General features: G+C 63.7%; 12 protein-coding genes. 8 read left to right on the forward strand and 4 right to left on the reverse strand.

The annotated features are described in order from the left end of the window. Positions 1–2: 2 nt before the first annotated feature. Both paaG and paaF read right to left on the reverse strand, forming a co-directional pair. Complete coding sequence (gene paaG, locus E8E75_RS21090; protein ID WP_153920327.1) at positions 3–794, reverse strand: 2-(1,2-epoxy-1,2-dihydrophenyl)acetyl-CoA isomerase PaaG; 792 nt, start codon at positions 792–794, stop codon at positions 3–5. A gap of 44 nt (positions 795–838) precedes the next feature. Further along, positions 839–1,612 carry a 2,3-dehydroadipyl-CoA hydratase PaaF gene (paaF, locus tag E8E75_RS21095; protein WP_120651412.1) on the reverse strand — a complete coding sequence of 258 codons (774 nt, stop codon included), beginning with the start codon at positions 1,610–1,612 and terminating at the stop codon, positions 839–841. Positions 1,613–2,021: 409 nt separating this feature from the next. Here paaF and paaN point away from each other — a divergent pair, with 409 nt between their 5' ends. The 8 genes from paaN (at position 2,022) to E8E75_RS21135 (ending at position 12,139) form a co-directional block, all read left to right on the forward strand. Beyond that, complete coding sequence (gene paaN / locus E8E75_RS21100; protein WP_153920329.1) at positions 2,022–3,707, forward strand: phenylacetic acid degradation protein PaaN; 1,686 nt, start codon at positions 2,022–2,024, stop codon at positions 3,705–3,707. 25 nt (positions 3,708–3,732) lie between these two features. Then, the gene (paaY, locus tag E8E75_RS21105; RefSeq protein WP_120651410.1) at positions 3,733–4,332 is read left to right on the forward strand and encodes a phenylacetic acid degradation protein PaaY; all 600 of its coding nucleotides are present in this window, start codon (positions 3,733–3,735) and stop codon (positions 4,330–4,332) included. Between the two features lie 91 nt (positions 4,333–4,423). Then, positions 4,424–5,347 carry a phenylacetic acid degradation operon negative regulatory protein PaaX gene (paaX, locus tag E8E75_RS21110; RefSeq protein WP_153920331.1) on the forward strand — a complete coding sequence of 308 codons (924 nt, stop codon included), beginning with the start codon at positions 4,424–4,426 and terminating at the stop codon, positions 5,345–5,347. A 95-nt stretch (positions 5,348–5,442) separates the two neighbouring features. Then, entirely contained in the window at positions 5,443–6,363 is a 921-nt protein-coding gene (gene feaR / locus E8E75_RS21115; protein ID WP_120651409.1) for a transcriptional regulator FeaR, read from the forward strand. 447 nt (positions 6,364–6,810) lie between these two features. After that, the gene (locus E8E75_RS21120) at positions 6,811–7,203 is read left to right on the forward strand and encodes a c-type cytochrome (RefSeq protein WP_153920333.1); all 393 of its coding nucleotides are present in this window, start codon (positions 6,811–6,813) and stop codon (positions 7,201–7,203) included. 44 nt (positions 7,204–7,247) lie between these two features. Beyond that, a complete protein-coding gene (locus E8E75_RS21125) occupies positions 7,248–8,738 on the forward strand; it encodes an aldehyde dehydrogenase family protein (RefSeq protein WP_120651407.1) in 1,491 nt (496 codons plus the stop codon). A 315-nt stretch (positions 8,739–9,053) separates the two neighbouring features. After that, on the forward strand, positions 9,054–10,427 hold the full coding sequence (locus tag E8E75_RS21130) for a glutamine synthetase family protein (protein WP_120651406.1): 1,374 nt from the start codon (positions 9,054–9,056) through the stop codon (positions 10,425–10,427). A 161-nt stretch (positions 10,428–10,588) separates the two neighbouring features. Further along, positions 10,589–12,139, forward strand: coding sequence for an amino acid permease (locus tag E8E75_RS21135; protein ID WP_120655216.1), 1,551 nt, complete (start codon positions 10,589–10,591; stop codon positions 12,137–12,139). Between the two features lie 45 nt (positions 12,140–12,184). Here E8E75_RS21135 and E8E75_RS21140 read toward each other — a convergent pair whose 3' ends face one another. Next, the gene (locus tag E8E75_RS21140; RefSeq protein ID WP_120651405.1) at positions 12,185–12,529 is read right to left on the reverse strand and encodes a hypothetical protein; all 345 of its coding nucleotides are present in this window, start codon (positions 12,527–12,529) and stop codon (positions 12,185–12,187) included. A gap of 275 nt (positions 12,530–12,804) precedes the next feature. Continuing rightward, positions 12,805–14,151: aldehyde dehydrogenase family protein (locus tag E8E75_RS21145; protein ID WP_280358939.1), on the reverse strand; the 1,347-nt coding region annotated here is incomplete at its 5' end.

A 14,151-nucleotide genomic window follows, 5' to 3' on the forward strand; every position in this document is an offset into this window, starting at 1 on the left:
GCTCAGCGTCCTTTGAAGGCCGGGGTGCGCTTTTCCATGAAGGCGCTGACGCCTTCGCGGTAGTCCTCGCTGCGGCCAGCAAGGCGCTGCAGGTCGCGTTCGAGGTCCAGTTGCTCGTCGAAGCTGTTGTTCAGGCTCGCGTTGAGGCTGCGCTTGATCAGGGCCAGGCCGTAGGTCGGCTGGGTGGCCAGGTGACGGGCGAGCTTCTGGGCTTCCTCGCGCAGGGCGGCGTCGTCCACCACGCGGTAGATCAGGCCCCACTGTTCGGCCTGCTCGGCGGTCAGGCGGTCGCCCAGCAGGGTCAGGGCCTTGGCGCGGGCCATGCCGACCAGGCGCGGGAGGGTCCAGGTACCGCCGGAATCCGGAATCAGGCCGATCTTGCAGAAGGCCTGGATGAAGCTGGCGGAACGGCCAGCCAGGACCAGGTCGCAGGCCAGCGGAATGTTGGCGCCAGCACCGGCGGCCACGCCGTTGACGGCGCAGATTACCGGCAGCGGCAGGTCGCGCAGGGCGCGGATCAGCGGGTTGTAGAACTTCTCGATGGACTCGCCCAGGTCCGGTGCGGCAGCACCGGGGGCCACATTGCGGTCGCCCAGGTCCTGGCCGGCGCAGAAACCGCGGCCTTCGCCAGTCAGCAGGAGGACGCGGACCTCGGGGTTCTGGCGCACCTGCTTGAGGGCTTCGCGGACTTCGCCATGCATCTTGGCGTTGAAGCTGTTCAGTTGCTCCGGGCGGTTGAGGCTGAGGGTGGCGACGCCAGCCTCGATGGAAAACAGGATGTGCTCTAAGTTCATGGCTTTGGCGCTCTACGGAGTTCGAAGGGGCGGACGGTCAGTGCTTACTGGCCGGTGAATTCGGGGCGGCGCTTTTCCTGGAAGGCACGGATGCCTTCGTCGCGGTCGCGGGTGCCGGCCAGCAGGGTGAAGGCGTGGCGCTCGAAGCGCAGGCCGCTGGCGAGGTCGGTGTCTTCGGCCTTGAGCAGCGCTTCCTTGGCGAGACGCACCGCCAGAGGCGCCTTCTGAGCGATGACGCGGCCGATGGCGATGGCGCGCTCGACGGTGAATTCGGGTTGGGTCACTTCGCTGACCAGGCCGGCGCGCTGGGCATGCCGGGCGTCGATGGCTTCGCCGGTGAGCACCATCTGCATGGCCAGGGATTTGCCGACCGCGCGCAGCAGGCGCTGGGTGCCACCGGCGCCGGGCATGATCCCCAGGTTGATTTCCGGCTGGCCGAAGCGGGCGTCTTCGCCGGCGATCAGGATGTCTGCGTGCATGGCCAGTTCGCAGCCGCCGCCCAGGCAGAAGCCATTGATGGCGGCGATCAGCGGCTTGCTGAAACGGGTGATGCGTTGCCAGTAGGCCAGGCGCGGGTCATTGAGGATGCCCACCAGGTCGCGCTCGGCCATTTCCTTGATATCGGCGCCGGCGGCAAAGGCCTTGCGGCTGCCGGTGATGACCACGACGCGGGTCTCGGCGTCCTGCTCGGCGGCATCCAGTTCGGCGGCCAGCTCACCCAACAGCTCGGTGTTGAGCGCGTTGAGCGCTTCCGGGCGCTGCAGGGTGATCAGGCGGACACCCTGCTCAGGCGGCAGGACAGCAAGGGTACGAGGCATTTCGACTCTTCCTCAGGTGCACGCGCGGCCCTTTGGCGAGCCGCTCTTATTAGTGGGTTCGGGTGGGGTCCCTTCCTGTGTCTGCCGCGCTGAGGGCGGGGCGACTTTGGCCGGAGTATAACCACAAAGCGATACAAAACAAGAATTGGAGATATGATTTATGTGTCTCATATCTTCTGTCTTTACTACAAAAGAACAGATTGAAAGGCCCGGTCATGTGCATGGAAAGGCCGTGGTTACTCGGGTTTATCATTGTTTAAGGGCGCGTGATACGTACCGATTACCGGTCGTCATCTGATACAGGTGCTTGAGCTTCTATGTTGCAGAGTGATGTGATACAAAATTCAGTATCTAGCGAATCGCTTTGCGCCACCTTGTGGCTTCATCTGCCCAGTTGAGGAGTTTTTCTATGTCGACCACCGCCCGCGCCGCCGCCCTCGAGCTGTTCGAGCATCATCGCGGCACCCTTGAGCGCGCCGTCCAGGCCATCAGCGAGCGCGGCTACTGGTCGCCCTTCCCGGAAAGCCTCAAGCAGTACCCGGAAGAGTCGGTAAAAGATGCCCAGGCTGCCTTCGAGTCACTGCTTGGCCAGCATTTCGTCCTGGCAGGTCCGCAATCGGTTGGTCGAGCAGGCGCCGAGCGTTCGCCCTATGGCTTCGACCTGGGTGTGACTTACGACCAGTACGACGCGGACGAGCTGCTGTCGCGGCTGCAGGCGGCGCTGCCGGCTTGGCGTGATACCGGGCCGAAGGCGCGGGTTGGCGCTTGCCTGGAAATCCTCCAGCGGCTGAACGCCCTCAGCCCGACACTGGCCCATGCCGTCATGCACACCAGCGGCCAGGCCTACATGATGGCCTTCCAGGCTGGCGGCCCTCACGCCCAGGACCGTGGTCTGGAAGTGCTGGCCTACGCCTGGCGAGCCATGGCCGAGGTGCCGGAAGCAGCGCGTTGGACCAAACCTCAGGGCAAGCAGGACCCGCTGGTGCTCGACAAGCGCTGGCACATCGTCCCGCGCGGCCTGTCGCTGGTGATCGCCTGCTCGACATTCCCCACCTGGAACACCTATCCTGGCCTGTTCGCCAGCCTTGCCACCGGCAATCCGGTGCTGGTGAAGGCACACCCCGGTTCCATCCTGCCGGTGGCCATGAGCGTCAAGGTCGCCCAGGACGTGCTGGCCGAACTGGGCTTCGATCCCGCGTTGGTGAGCCTGGTGGTGGATACGCCTGACGCTCCGGTCAGTCAGAAACTGGCCCTGGACCCGCGCGTGAAACTGGTGGACTTCACCGGTTCCATCACTTTCGGCAACTGGCTGGAAGATAACGCCCGCCAGGCCCAGGTGTTCACCGAGAAGGCTGGCATCAACAGCGTGATCATCGATAGCGTGCGCGACATCAAGGCCGTGGCGCGCAACCTGGCTTTCTCCCTCAGCCTCTATTCCGGGCAGATGTGCACCACCACCCAGGCTATCTATGTACCCCGGGGCGGTATCCGTAACGGTGACGAGCAACTGAGCTTCGATGAGGTCGCCCAGGCACTGGCCGGTGCTGTGAAGAGCTTCCTCGCCGACAACGAGCGTGCTTGCGCGGTGATCGGTGCCATCCAGTCCCAAGCCACCGCCCAGCGCATACAGGCTTGCCGCCAACTGGGCGAGGTGCTGCTCGATAGCGAATCTCGCGAGCATCCGCAGTTCCCTGGCGCGCGCATCCACACGCCGCTGCTGCTGAAGGTGGAGGCCGCTGACCGCGAAGCCTATTCCGAGGAGCGTTTCGGCCCCATCGCCTTTGTCATCGCCACCGACGACACCGCGCACAGTCTGCGTCTGGCCGGTGAGGTGATCGCCGAGAAGGGCGCCCTGACCCTGGGTGTGTACTCCACCGACGAGGACGTTCTGGACCAGGCAGAGCAGCTGTCCCAGGAGGTTGCCGTAGCCCTGTCGGTCAACTTCGATGGCGGCGTGTTCGTCAACCAGTCCGCGGCCTTCAGCGATTTCCATGCCAGCGGTGGCAATCCGGCGGCCAACGCCTCTATCACCGACGGTGCTTTCGTTTCCCGTCGCTTCGTTACCGTGCAGAGCCGTCGCCACGGTGCGGCGTGAGCCTATAGGAAGAAGGAGCCCTGCGATGACTTGCTACAGCCTCGACGGATTGACCCCGGTGGTGCATCCCACCGCCTACGTGCATCCCAGCGCGGTGCTGATCGGCGATGTGATCATCGGCCCGGGTTGCTACGTCGGGCCCCTGGCCAGCCTGCGTGGCGATTTCGGCCGGATCATCCTGGAGGAGGGCGCCAACATCCAGGACACCTGCGTGATGCATGGCTTCCCCGAGAGCGACACGGTGGTCGAGCGCAATGGCCATATCGGCCACGGTGCCGTGCTGCACGGTTGCCGCATCGGTGAAGACGCCCTGGTGGGGATGAACGCGGTAGTGATGGACGGCGCGCGGATTGGTGCGCGCTCCTTCGTTTCCGCCACCGCCTTCGTCAAGGCCGGTTTCAGCTGTGAGGCTCAGTCGCTGGTGATGGGCGCGCCGGCGCAGGTCAAGCGCAGCCTCAGCGACGAGGAAGTGACCTGGAAGCAGGCCGGTACCCGGGAGTACCAGCTGCTGGCCCGGCGTTGCCTGGAGAATATGGTGGCTTGCGAGCCGTTGTCCGAGGTGGAGGCTGATCGCGCCCGCATAACCGATCGTGGCCTGCGTCCGAAAGGTACTTCGTCGCAATGAGTGCGGTCTTCGCACACCGGGGGTGTTCCCCGATGGTCATGCCGATGAGCCTGCGGGTATATTCGGCATCTTTTCCGTTTCCAGTATGCCCATGACTTCGCTCGTGCCCTTGGACCAACTCGTCACCCGCTTCCAGCAGCAGACGCCCATTCGTGCCAGCTCGCTGATCATCACCCTCTACGGCGATGCCATCGAGCCCCACGGCGGTACTGTCTGGCTGGGCAGCCTGATCCAGTTGCTGGAGCCCATGGGTATCAACGAACGGCTGATCCGTACCTCGATCTTCCGCCTGACCAAGGAAGGCTGGCTGAGTGCAGAAAAGGTTGGCCGACGCAGCTACTACAGCCTGACCGGCACCGGTCGGCGGCGGTTCGAGAAGGCCTTCAAGCGGGTGTACAGCTCCAGTGTTCCGGCCTGGGATGGTGCCTGGTCGCTGGTGATGCTGTCGCAATTGCCCCAGGACAAGCGCAAACAGGTGCGCGAAGAGCTGGAATGGCAAGGTTTTGGTGCGATTTCACCCACCGTGCTGGCCAATCCGCGTTGCGACCGGGTGGATCTGACTGCGACCCTGCAGGAACTGGACGCCGTTGAAGACAGCATCATTTTCGAAACCCGCTCCCAGGACGTGCTGGCCTCCAAGGCCCTGCGCATGCAGGTTCGCGAGAGTTGGAACATCGATGAGCTGGGCGCGCACTACAGCGAGTTCATCCAGCTGTTCCGCCCGCTCTGGCAAGCCCTGCGGGAGCAGGAGAACCTGCAGCCGGCCGACTGCTTTGTGGCCCGAACCTTGCTGATCCACGAATACCGCAAATTGCTGCTGCGTGACCCGCAACTGCCCGACGAACTCCTTCCGGGCGATTGGGAAGGCCGCGCGGCGCGCCAACTGTGCCGCAATATCTACCGACTCATCTTTGCCAAGGCAGAGGAATGGCTGAACGCGGCGCTGGAAACCGCGGATGGTCCGTTGCCCGACGCCGGGGAGAGCTTCTATCAGCGATTCGGTGGATTGAGGTAAAGCAGCCGCCCGGGAGGGCGGCAGTCACGGACGAGGTGAACCCGGCACTGCCGGATAACGACAAGAACAACGCCTAGCGTGAGGCTGAGAAAGCCATGATGAGTGCACAATCAGTAAGGGCAGACCGCTTCGACGAGTGGCTGCAAGGCATCAACCAGGTCTGCGGCCGTTTCGGGGCCAAGTTGCTTGGCTCGGAATTTTCCGGGGCGATCCGCGAGCACAAGGCCGGCGCCATCAAGCTGAGCTTCGTGGACGTGGCCCAAGCGCGCCTGTTCCGCACGCCCAAGGAAGTGGCGCAGAGCGAAGGCAAGCACTTCTACCTGGCCTTCCAGCTCGCCGGCCGCGCCGGTATGGAACAGGCCGGTAACAGCATCGAGCTGGCACCCGGCGACATCACCCTGATCGACTCCACGCTGCCGAGTGACTTCGTCTATCACGAGAACTCTCGCCAGTTGTCGCTGATCGTGCCGCGCCACATCGTGGAGCAGGGCCTGCGCTTCTCCGGCGTGCGCTGTGCCCAGCGCATTCCGGCCAGCTCGCCCGTGGCGGTGATGGCCAATCGGCTGATCATCGAATCGACCCGTCAGGACAGCCTCAGCCTGCCCGAGAGCGAAGCCACCCTGGAGGCAATGATCAGTCTGCTGCGCCCGGCCCTGAGCTCAGCCGAAGCCGAGCAGGATGCCCACGAGCGCCTGTTCCGCAAGACCCTGCGCTTCATCGACGAGAACATCTGCGCCGAAGAGCTTTGCCCGGAAACCATCGCTCGCGAAGTGGGGGTTTCGGTACGTGGCCTCTACCGCATGTTCGCCAAGAAGGGCCTGGTGGTGGCGCAGTACATCAAGAACCGTCGCCTGGACTTCTGCGCCGAAAGCCTCCGCCACTCTGGTGGCGAGCAGAAACTCTCCGCCCTTGGCTACGCCTGGGGTTTCACTGACTCCAGCTACTTCTCCACCGCCTTCAAGGCGCGTTTCGGCGTGTCGCCCAGCGAGTACCGCAAGCAGTACAGCCAGGCTTGAACGTTGTTGTAGGGGAGGCAGTGGCCCTGTAGGGGCGATTTCAATCGCCAAGGGCGGCGCAGCTGCCCCCAGAGAGGTTGCAGGGCAGGACTGCGTCCTACCTGGCGAATGAATTGGCTCTGTCTGCATGACGTGTTGCAAGCAACTGCACTGCCCGTAGGAGCTGGCTTGCCAGCGAATGGCCGCGTTTCGCCGGCAAGCCAGTTCCTACAACGCTCTTGGCTCGATGGTAAATCTCTCGCAACAGCTAACGCAGACATAGCGAACGAATTCGCCCCATCTACAGGTTTCCCTGCCGCCAACACCTGGCAGCCCTGCCAACACGTCTGGCACACACAAAAAAACCTCGAATCCCGTCAGCGCCGAGAATCCGGACATCGGCCCTGTTTCCGCGTGTGCCGTAGTGGCAGCGCGGGCGGGCTTGTAGATGATCGAGGTGGTGAGTAGATGCACAAACGCAATGAGGGGCTACTGTTCGGCGTGCTGTCGCTGCTGATGGCCCAATCGGTGCTGGCAGCGGACTGCGCGCCGGAACAGGTGCAGAAGGGCGAGACGCTATTCGGCAGCGACTGCTCGGTATGCCATTCGGCCAAGCAGGGTGGCCCGGCCATGATGGGCCCGAACCTTCATGGCCTGTACGGACGCACGTCCGGCAGTCTGGCTGGTTTCAGCTACTCCCAGGCGATGAAGACCAAAGCGGTGGAATGGAAGCTGGACAGCCTGGAGCAGTTCATTGCCCAACCCCAGGGCTTCGTCGCCGGTACCTACATGCCCTATGCCGGTATGGCCAGCGCTGACGATCGTCGCGCGGTCGGCTGCTTCCTGGGTGCACAGAAATGATGGTGCCGGGCAGGCGCCCGGCCCACGGTTAAAGAGGATCGAGCATGAGCAAGGTTGAAATCCTGCCGCAGGTGGCGGCATTCCTGGAGCGCCGCCACGGTTGCTTCATCGATGGCCAGTGGGTGCTGCCGGAAGGCCCGACTACCCCGGTGCTGAACCCTGCTACCGGCGAAGCCATCTCCCACGTGCCGGACGTGCCGCTGGAGTACCTGGATCGTGCCGTGCAGTCCGCCCACAAGGCGTTCAAGTCTCGCGTCTGGTCCGGCCTGCGTCCGGCCGATCGCGAGCGCATCCTGCTGCGTTTTGCCGCCCTCGTGGAAGAGAATGCGGAAGAGCTGGCCCAGCTGGAAACCCTGAGCCAGGGCAAGTCGATCAACATGTCGCGCATGCTGGATGTCGGCGCTACCGTCGAGTTCATGCGCTACATGGCCGGTTGGGCGACCAAGATCGAAGGCCAGACCATGGACGTGTCGATCCCGATCCCGCCGGGCTCGCGTTTCACGGCCTTCGCTCGTCGTGAGCCGGTGGGTGTGGTCGCCGGCATCGTGCCGTGGAACTTCCCGCTGATGATCACCACCTGGAAGGCAATGCCGGCGCTCGCCACCGGCTGCACCGTGGTCATCAAGCCCGCCAGCGAAACCCCGCTGACCGCCCTGCGCCTGGCCGAACTGGCCTTCGAGGCGGGCATCCCGGCGGGCGTGTTCAACGTCGTCACCGGCGGCGGCAGCACCGTGGGCAACGCCCTGGCGTCGCACCCGCTGATCAGCAAGGTGTCCTTCACCGGTTCCACCGCTGTAGGCAAGAGCGTTGGCGTGGCCTGCATGGAGAACATGACCCGCTTCGCTCTGGAGCTGGGCGGCAAGAACCCGATGATCCTGCTGGCCGATGCCGACGTGGAGAAGGCGGTGCAGGGCGCGCTGCTCGGCGGTCTGCTGAATAACGGCCAGGTTTGCGCCGCGGCCTCGCGCTTCTACGTGCACCAGTCCATCTACGAGGAATTCGTCCAGGGCCTGGCCGCTGCGGTGAAAGGTCTCTCCATCGGCCCGGGCATGGACCAGGAAGCGGCGATCAACCCGCTGGTGTCGTTCAAGCAGCAGCAGAACGTGCTCAAGCACATCGACTTGGCCCGCCAGGAAGGTGCCCGCGTGGTGGCCGGCGGCGAGCGCCTGGAAGGCGAGGGTTTCTTCGTCCAGCCCACCGTGCTGGCTGACGTGAACCACGACATGACCGTGTCTCGCGAAGAGGTCTTCGGCCCGGTGCTGTCGGTGATCCCCTTCACCGATGAGGACGCCATGATCGAACTGGCCAACGACAGCGTTTACGGCCTGGCGGCCAGCCTTTGGACCAACGATCTGTCCAAGGCGATGAACCTGGTACCGCGTATCGAAGCCGGCACCGTGTGGGTCAACGCCCACGTGCTGCTGGACCCGAACATGCCCTTCGGCGGCGTCAAGCAGTCCGGCATGGGCCGCGAGTTCGGCCGCGCAGTGATCGAGGCGTACACCGAGCTGAAGTCGGTCTGCATCTCCCACTGATCCAAACCCTCGATTTCCGGCGGGCGCCTTCACGCCTGCCGGTTTTTTTTGAGTGGCGCCGAACCGTTCCCCTGTAGGAGCGAATTCATTCGCGAAGAGCGACGCGGTCGCCCCCTGCAAAATCGATTGGCAGACCTTCGGTCCGCATTTGCGAATGAATTCGCTCCCACAGTGATGTGACGAGTCCGAGACGGCCGCTAAAACCCCCATAAGTTCCCCGATCTGCACCGTTCGCACCGTCCTGGTGCGGGTAATCCTTGCACTTTCCATTCCTGAACTAAGCTTTCGGCAGTCCCCCCATCGAAGGACCGCCAGATGAGCGAACCACTCCTCAGCTTCGACGAACTCAAGAAAGCCGTAGCCAGCGGCGAGATCGATACGGTGCTGGCCTGCATGGTGGACATGCAGGGACGATTGGTTGGCAAGCGCTTCCAGGCTGAGTTCTTCGTCGACAGCGCATACGAAGAAACCCACTGCTGCAACTACCTGCTGGCCGACGACATCGACATGGAGCCGGTGCCCGGCTACGCGGCGGCGAGTTGGAGCAAGGGCTACGGTGACTTCGTTCTGAAGCCCGACATGAGCACCCTGCGTCGGGTGCCCTGGCTGGAATGTACGGCGCTGGTGCTCTGCGACGTACTGGATCATCACCACCGCGAAGACCTGCCCCACAGTCCGCGCGCCATCCTCAGGAAGCAGGTGGCGCGGCTGGCCGAGCGCGGTTACACCGGGATGTTCGCCTCGGAGCTGGAGTTCTATCTCTTCGATGAAAGCTACGACGCCATCCACAAGCGCAACTACAGCCATCCGAAGACGGCCGCGCACTACATCGAGGACTACAGCATCCTCCAGACCACCCGTGAGGAGCCGGTGCTGCGGGCGATTCGCAAGCACCTGCAAGCCAGCGGTGTGCCGGTCGAGAACTCGAAAGGGGAATGGGGGCCGGGGCAGGAAGAGATCAACGTCCGCTATGCAGACGCCCTGACCATGGCCGACCGCCACGCGATCATCAAGCACGCCTGCAAGGAAATCGCGTACCAGCAGGGCAAGTCGATCACCTTCATGTCCAAGTGGCGCTACGACCTGGCCGGCTCCAGTTGCCACATCCACAGTTCGCTTTGGGACAAGAAGGGCAAGAAGCCGCTGTTCTACGATCCCAAGGACGAGTTCGGCATGTCCAAACTCATGCGCGGCTGGGTAGCCGGGCAGCTCAAGTACGCCAGCGAGGTGACCTATTTCCTCGCGCCCTACATCAACTCCTACAAGCGCTTCCAGGCCGGGACCTTCGCACCGACGCGCGCGGTGTGGAGTCGTGACAACCGCACTGCCGGTTTCCGTCTTTGCGCCGAGGGCAGCAAGTCGGTGCGCATCGAGTGTCGTATCGGTGGTGCCGACCTCAATCCCTATCTCGCCTTTGCCGCGCTGATCGCCGCCGGCCTGGCAGGCATCGATGAAAAGCTTGAACTGGGTGCTCCATTCGAGGGGGATGCCTATGTGAATGACCAGCTCCCGGAGGTCGACAAGACCCTGCGCGAAGCCACTGCCGCCCTCAAGGGCTCGGACATGCTGCGCAAGGCCTTCGGCGACGAGGTGGTCGACCACTACGTGCACACCGCCGAATGGGAGCAGAAAGAGTACGACCGACGCATCACCGACTGGGAGTTGCAGCGCGGATTCGAGCGTTACTGACAGATTCGCTGTCCGGCAAGCGGCGGGTTCGGGCACGCTGGTTGACCGGTTTGTAAAGGGGACTGGAGCAATACGACAGGCTGTCGCAGTGCAGGCGGGGAAGGTGCCCGAACCGCCGCATGGAGCAATCCATTGCCAATCCAAACCAAAGGGCACCCAAGATGAATCCTGCAGGCCAACACGGCTCCACGCATCAGGATGATGACGTCAAGCTGTTGCACAGCATGGGCTATGCCCAGGAGCTGTCGCGACGGATGGGCGGCTTCTCCAATTTCGCGATTTCCTTCTCCATCATTTGCATCCTTTCCGGCGGCATCAACTCGCTGGCTCAGGGCACATCCGGCGCCGGCGGCGCGGCCATCGGCATCGGCTGGCCCCTGGGTTGCATGATCTCTGGTGTGTTCGCCGTGGCCATGGCCCAAATTGCCTCGGCCTATCCCACCGCCGGCGGGCTGTACCACTGGGGTTCGATCCTCGGCAATCGCTTCACGGGCTGGCTCACCGCCTGGTTCAACCTGCTGGGGCTGGTGACGGTACTGGGTGCGATCAACGTCGGCACCTATTACTTCTTCTTCGGTGCCTTCGGGCCGATGCTGGGCATGGAAGACACCATCACCACACGCATCATCTTCCTGTCGATCCTTACCGGCGGGCAGGCGCTTTGTAACCACTTCGGCATCGGGTTGACGGCCAAGCTCACGGACTTCTCGGGCTACCTGATCTTCGCCACGGCCATCGCCCTGACCATCGTCTGTCTGGTCGCCGCGCCCAGTTACGAGTTCTCTCGTCTGTGGACCTTCGGCAACTTCTCCGGCGCGGCCGGTGGCAATGTCTGGCCGGAAGTGTCCAACAGCTGGATCTTCCTCCTCGGGCTGTTGCTGCCGATCTACACCATCACCGGCTACGACGCTTCCGCGCACACCTCGGAAGAAACCATGCAGGCGGCCCATTCCGTGCCGCGCGGGATGGTGATGTCGGTGGTCTGGTCGCTGCTGTTCGGCTGGCTGATGCTGAGCGCCTTCGTGCTGATGCTGCCAAGCATGGAACAGGCGGCGGCCCAGGGCTGGAACGTATTCTTCTGGGCCATGGACACCCAGGTGAATTCGACGGTGAAGGAACTGCTCTACCTGGCCATCTTCATCTCGCAGATCCTCTGCGGCCTGGCCACGGTGACCTCGGTTTCTCGGATGATCTTCGCCTTCGCCCGTGACGGTGGCCTGCCGGCATCCAAGGCACTGGCTTCGGTCTCGCCGACCCACCGCACTCCGGTAGCGGCGATCTGGACCGGCGCCATCCTGGCGGTTCTGTTCGTCTGGGGCTCGTCGCTGGTGTCCATCGGCGAAACGCCGGTCTACACCATCGTCGTGTCGTGCACTGTGATCTTCCTGTTCTTCTCCTTTGTCATTCCCATCGTGCTCGGGCTCTTTACCTTCGGCACTGCCAAATGGCCGCGCATGGGGCCATGGAATCTAGGGCGTGGGCTGTTTTCGCTGGTGGCGATCCTGTCGATCATCTCGATGGCGCTGATTTTCACCATCGGCATCCAGCCGCCCAATGACTGGGCGCTCTACATCACCATCGGCTTCCTGGTCCTTACGGGAATCGTCTGGTTCGCGTTCGAGGCCCGGCGCTTCCAGGGGCCGCCCATCGGCGACATGATCGCCAAGCGCCAGGCGGAAATCGCCGCGGCCGAAGCGGCATTGAACAAGTAGCTCTTGGCAGCGCCCCTGGCCCAGCGGGTCAGGGGCGCTGCACCGTCACTTAGCGGCTTCCAGACGGATGCCGCGCACCTCGACCTCGTCGCCGGGCTTGAAATGCTTGCCCGGGGAACGGAAGCGCTGCACCGAACCGTCATCCATCTTCACCATGTAAGCCGGTTCGGCGAGACCGCTGGATTGCTGCGCGGCGCTGCCGCCAAAGTAGCCCGCGGCAGCGCCGGCCACGGCGCCAATGGGGCCACCAATGGCGCCGAGCATAAGCCCGGTCATGCCGCCGGACGTTTTGCCGACAGTGGTGTCAGGGACTTCGGATATCACTTCTGCGGCAAAAGTGACGGGCGAGGAGAGCAGGGCAAGGCACAGGGTGATGCTGGGGACTTTCATGGGGGTTCCCTTCGTATGGTGGATGGCGAAGGGGAATGGTCATTTTTCGTGCCAGTAATCAAACCCATGCAAATCAGTAGGTTGGGTTTTCAAGTGTCATTTTGACCAGGGTGCGAATGACAGCAGTCGTTGTCATTCTGACTGGGGCCGGCTTTCGTAGGGTGGATGGCGCTTTTTTCACCCACACAACGGTGTCGGACCGGGTGCCGAATGGTCGTTTGGCACCTTTGTGGGAGCGAATTCATTCGCGATTGAAATCGCTCCCACAGGAGCCCTCAGAGCTTGATCAGCACCGACTTCAGCTCGGTGTAGTGCTCGATGGCTGCCGCGCCCATTTCGCGGCCGACGCCGGAGAGCTTGTAGCCGCCGAAGGGCAGGGCCGGGTCGAGGGCGCTGTGGCAGTTGACCCAGACCGAGCCGGACTTGATGCGCGGAATCATCCGGTGCACCGCCGACAGGTCGTTGGACCAGATGCTGGCGCCCAGGCCATAGGGGTTGTCGTTGGCCATGCGCACCACCTCGTCGATATCGTCGAAGGGCATGGCCACCAGCACCGGGCCGAAGATTTCTTCCTGCACCAGGCGGTGCTGCTGGTCGACGTCGACGATCACGGTCGGCTTGACGAAGTAGCCGGGGCCGAAACCTTCGCCGCCGCAGGCGATGGTGGCGCCCAGTTCGCGGCCGAGGTTGATGTAGCCGGTGACGCGGTCTTGCTGCTTGGCGGAGACCAGCGGGCCCATCTGCACGCTGGGGTCCAGGCCGTTGCCGAGCTTCATGCCGTTGGCGATGCCCGCGATGTCGGCAATCACGTTGTCGAAGTGCTTGCGGTGCACATACAGGCGCGAGCCGGCGCAGCAGACCTGGCCCTGGTTGAAGAAGATCGCGCTGGCGGCGCCGGCGGCGGCTTCGGCGAGGTTGGCGTCGGGCATGACGATGGTCGGCGACTTGCCGCCGAGTTCCAGGGTCACGCGGGTCATGTTGTCCATGGCCGCCTTGCCGATCTGCTTGCCCACCTCGGTGGAGCCGGTGAAGGTCAGCTTGTCCACGCCCGGATGGCAGGTGAGGGCGACGCCGGCATTCAGGCCGGTGCCGGTGATGACGTTGAACACCCCGGCCGGGTAGCCGGCTTCCAGCACCAGTTCGGCCAGCTTGAGGGCGGTCAGCGGGGTTTCATCGGCGGGCTTGAGGATCACGGTGCAGCCGGTGGCGAGCGCCGGGCCGAGCTTCCAGCAGGCCAGCAGCAGGGGGAAGTTCCAGGCGACGATGGCGCCGACCACGCCCACCGCTTCGCGGCGGATGTAGCCGTGGAACTGGTCGCCCGGCATCAGCGGCAGGGACGGGTCGACCGTGGTGCCTTCGATCTTGGTGGCCCAGCCGGCCATGTAGCGGAGGAAGTCGATGGCCAACTGCACGTCCATGACCTTGGCCACGGCGGCGCTCTTGCCGTTGTTCAGGCATTCCAGTTCGGCCAGTTCCTGGGCATCGCGCTCCATCAGGTCGGCCAGGCGCCACAGCAGGTTCTGCCGCTCGCGCGGACGCATGCGGCTCCAGGCGGAATCATCGAAGGCCTGGCGCGCGGCCTGCACGGCGCGGTCCACATCCTCGGCGGTGGCGGAGGGCAC

It is taken from the genome of Pseudomonas sp. BN606, assembly GCF_029873115.1.
Classification (GTDB): Bacteria; Pseudomonadota; Gammaproteobacteria; order Pseudomonadales; family Pseudomonadaceae; genus Metapseudomonas.

What these genes read in the sequence shown, in the direction of transcription:
- paaG (WP_153920327.1), bottom strand. Translation starts at nt 794, where the DNA reads ATGAACTTAGAGCACATCCTGTTTTCCATCGAGGCTGGCGTCGCCACC.
- paaF (WP_120651412.1), bottom strand. Translation starts at nt 1,612, where the DNA reads ATGCCTCGTACCCTTGCTGTCCTGCCGCCTGAGCAGGGTGTCCGCCTG.
- paaN (WP_153920329.1), top strand. Translation starts at nt 2,022, where the DNA reads ATGTCGACCACCGCCCGCGCCGCCGCCCTCGAGCTGTTCGAGCATCAT.
- paaY (WP_120651410.1), top strand. Translation starts at nt 3,733, where the DNA reads ATGACTTGCTACAGCCTCGACGGATTGACCCCGGTGGTGCATCCCACC.
- paaX (WP_153920331.1), top strand. Translation starts at nt 4,424, where the DNA reads ATGACTTCGCTCGTGCCCTTGGACCAACTCGTCACCCGCTTCCAGCAG.
- feaR (WP_120651409.1), top strand. Translation starts at nt 5,443, where the DNA reads ATGATGAGTGCACAATCAGTAAGGGCAGACCGCTTCGACGAGTGGCTG.
- E8E75_RS21120 (WP_153920333.1), top strand. Translation starts at nt 6,811, where the DNA reads ATGCACAAACGCAATGAGGGGCTACTGTTCGGCGTGCTGTCGCTGCTG.
- E8E75_RS21125 (WP_120651407.1), top strand. Translation starts at nt 7,248, where the DNA reads ATGAGCAAGGTTGAAATCCTGCCGCAGGTGGCGGCATTCCTGGAGCGC.
- E8E75_RS21130 (WP_120651406.1), top strand. Translation starts at nt 9,054, where the DNA reads ATGAGCGAACCACTCCTCAGCTTCGACGAACTCAAGAAAGCCGTAGCC.
- E8E75_RS21135 (WP_120655216.1), top strand. Translation starts at nt 10,589, where the DNA reads ATGAATCCTGCAGGCCAACACGGCTCCACGCATCAGGATGATGACGTC.
- E8E75_RS21140 (WP_120651405.1), bottom strand. Translation starts at nt 12,529, where the DNA reads ATGAAAGTCCCCAGCATCACCCTGTGCCTTGCCCTGCTCTCCTCGCCC.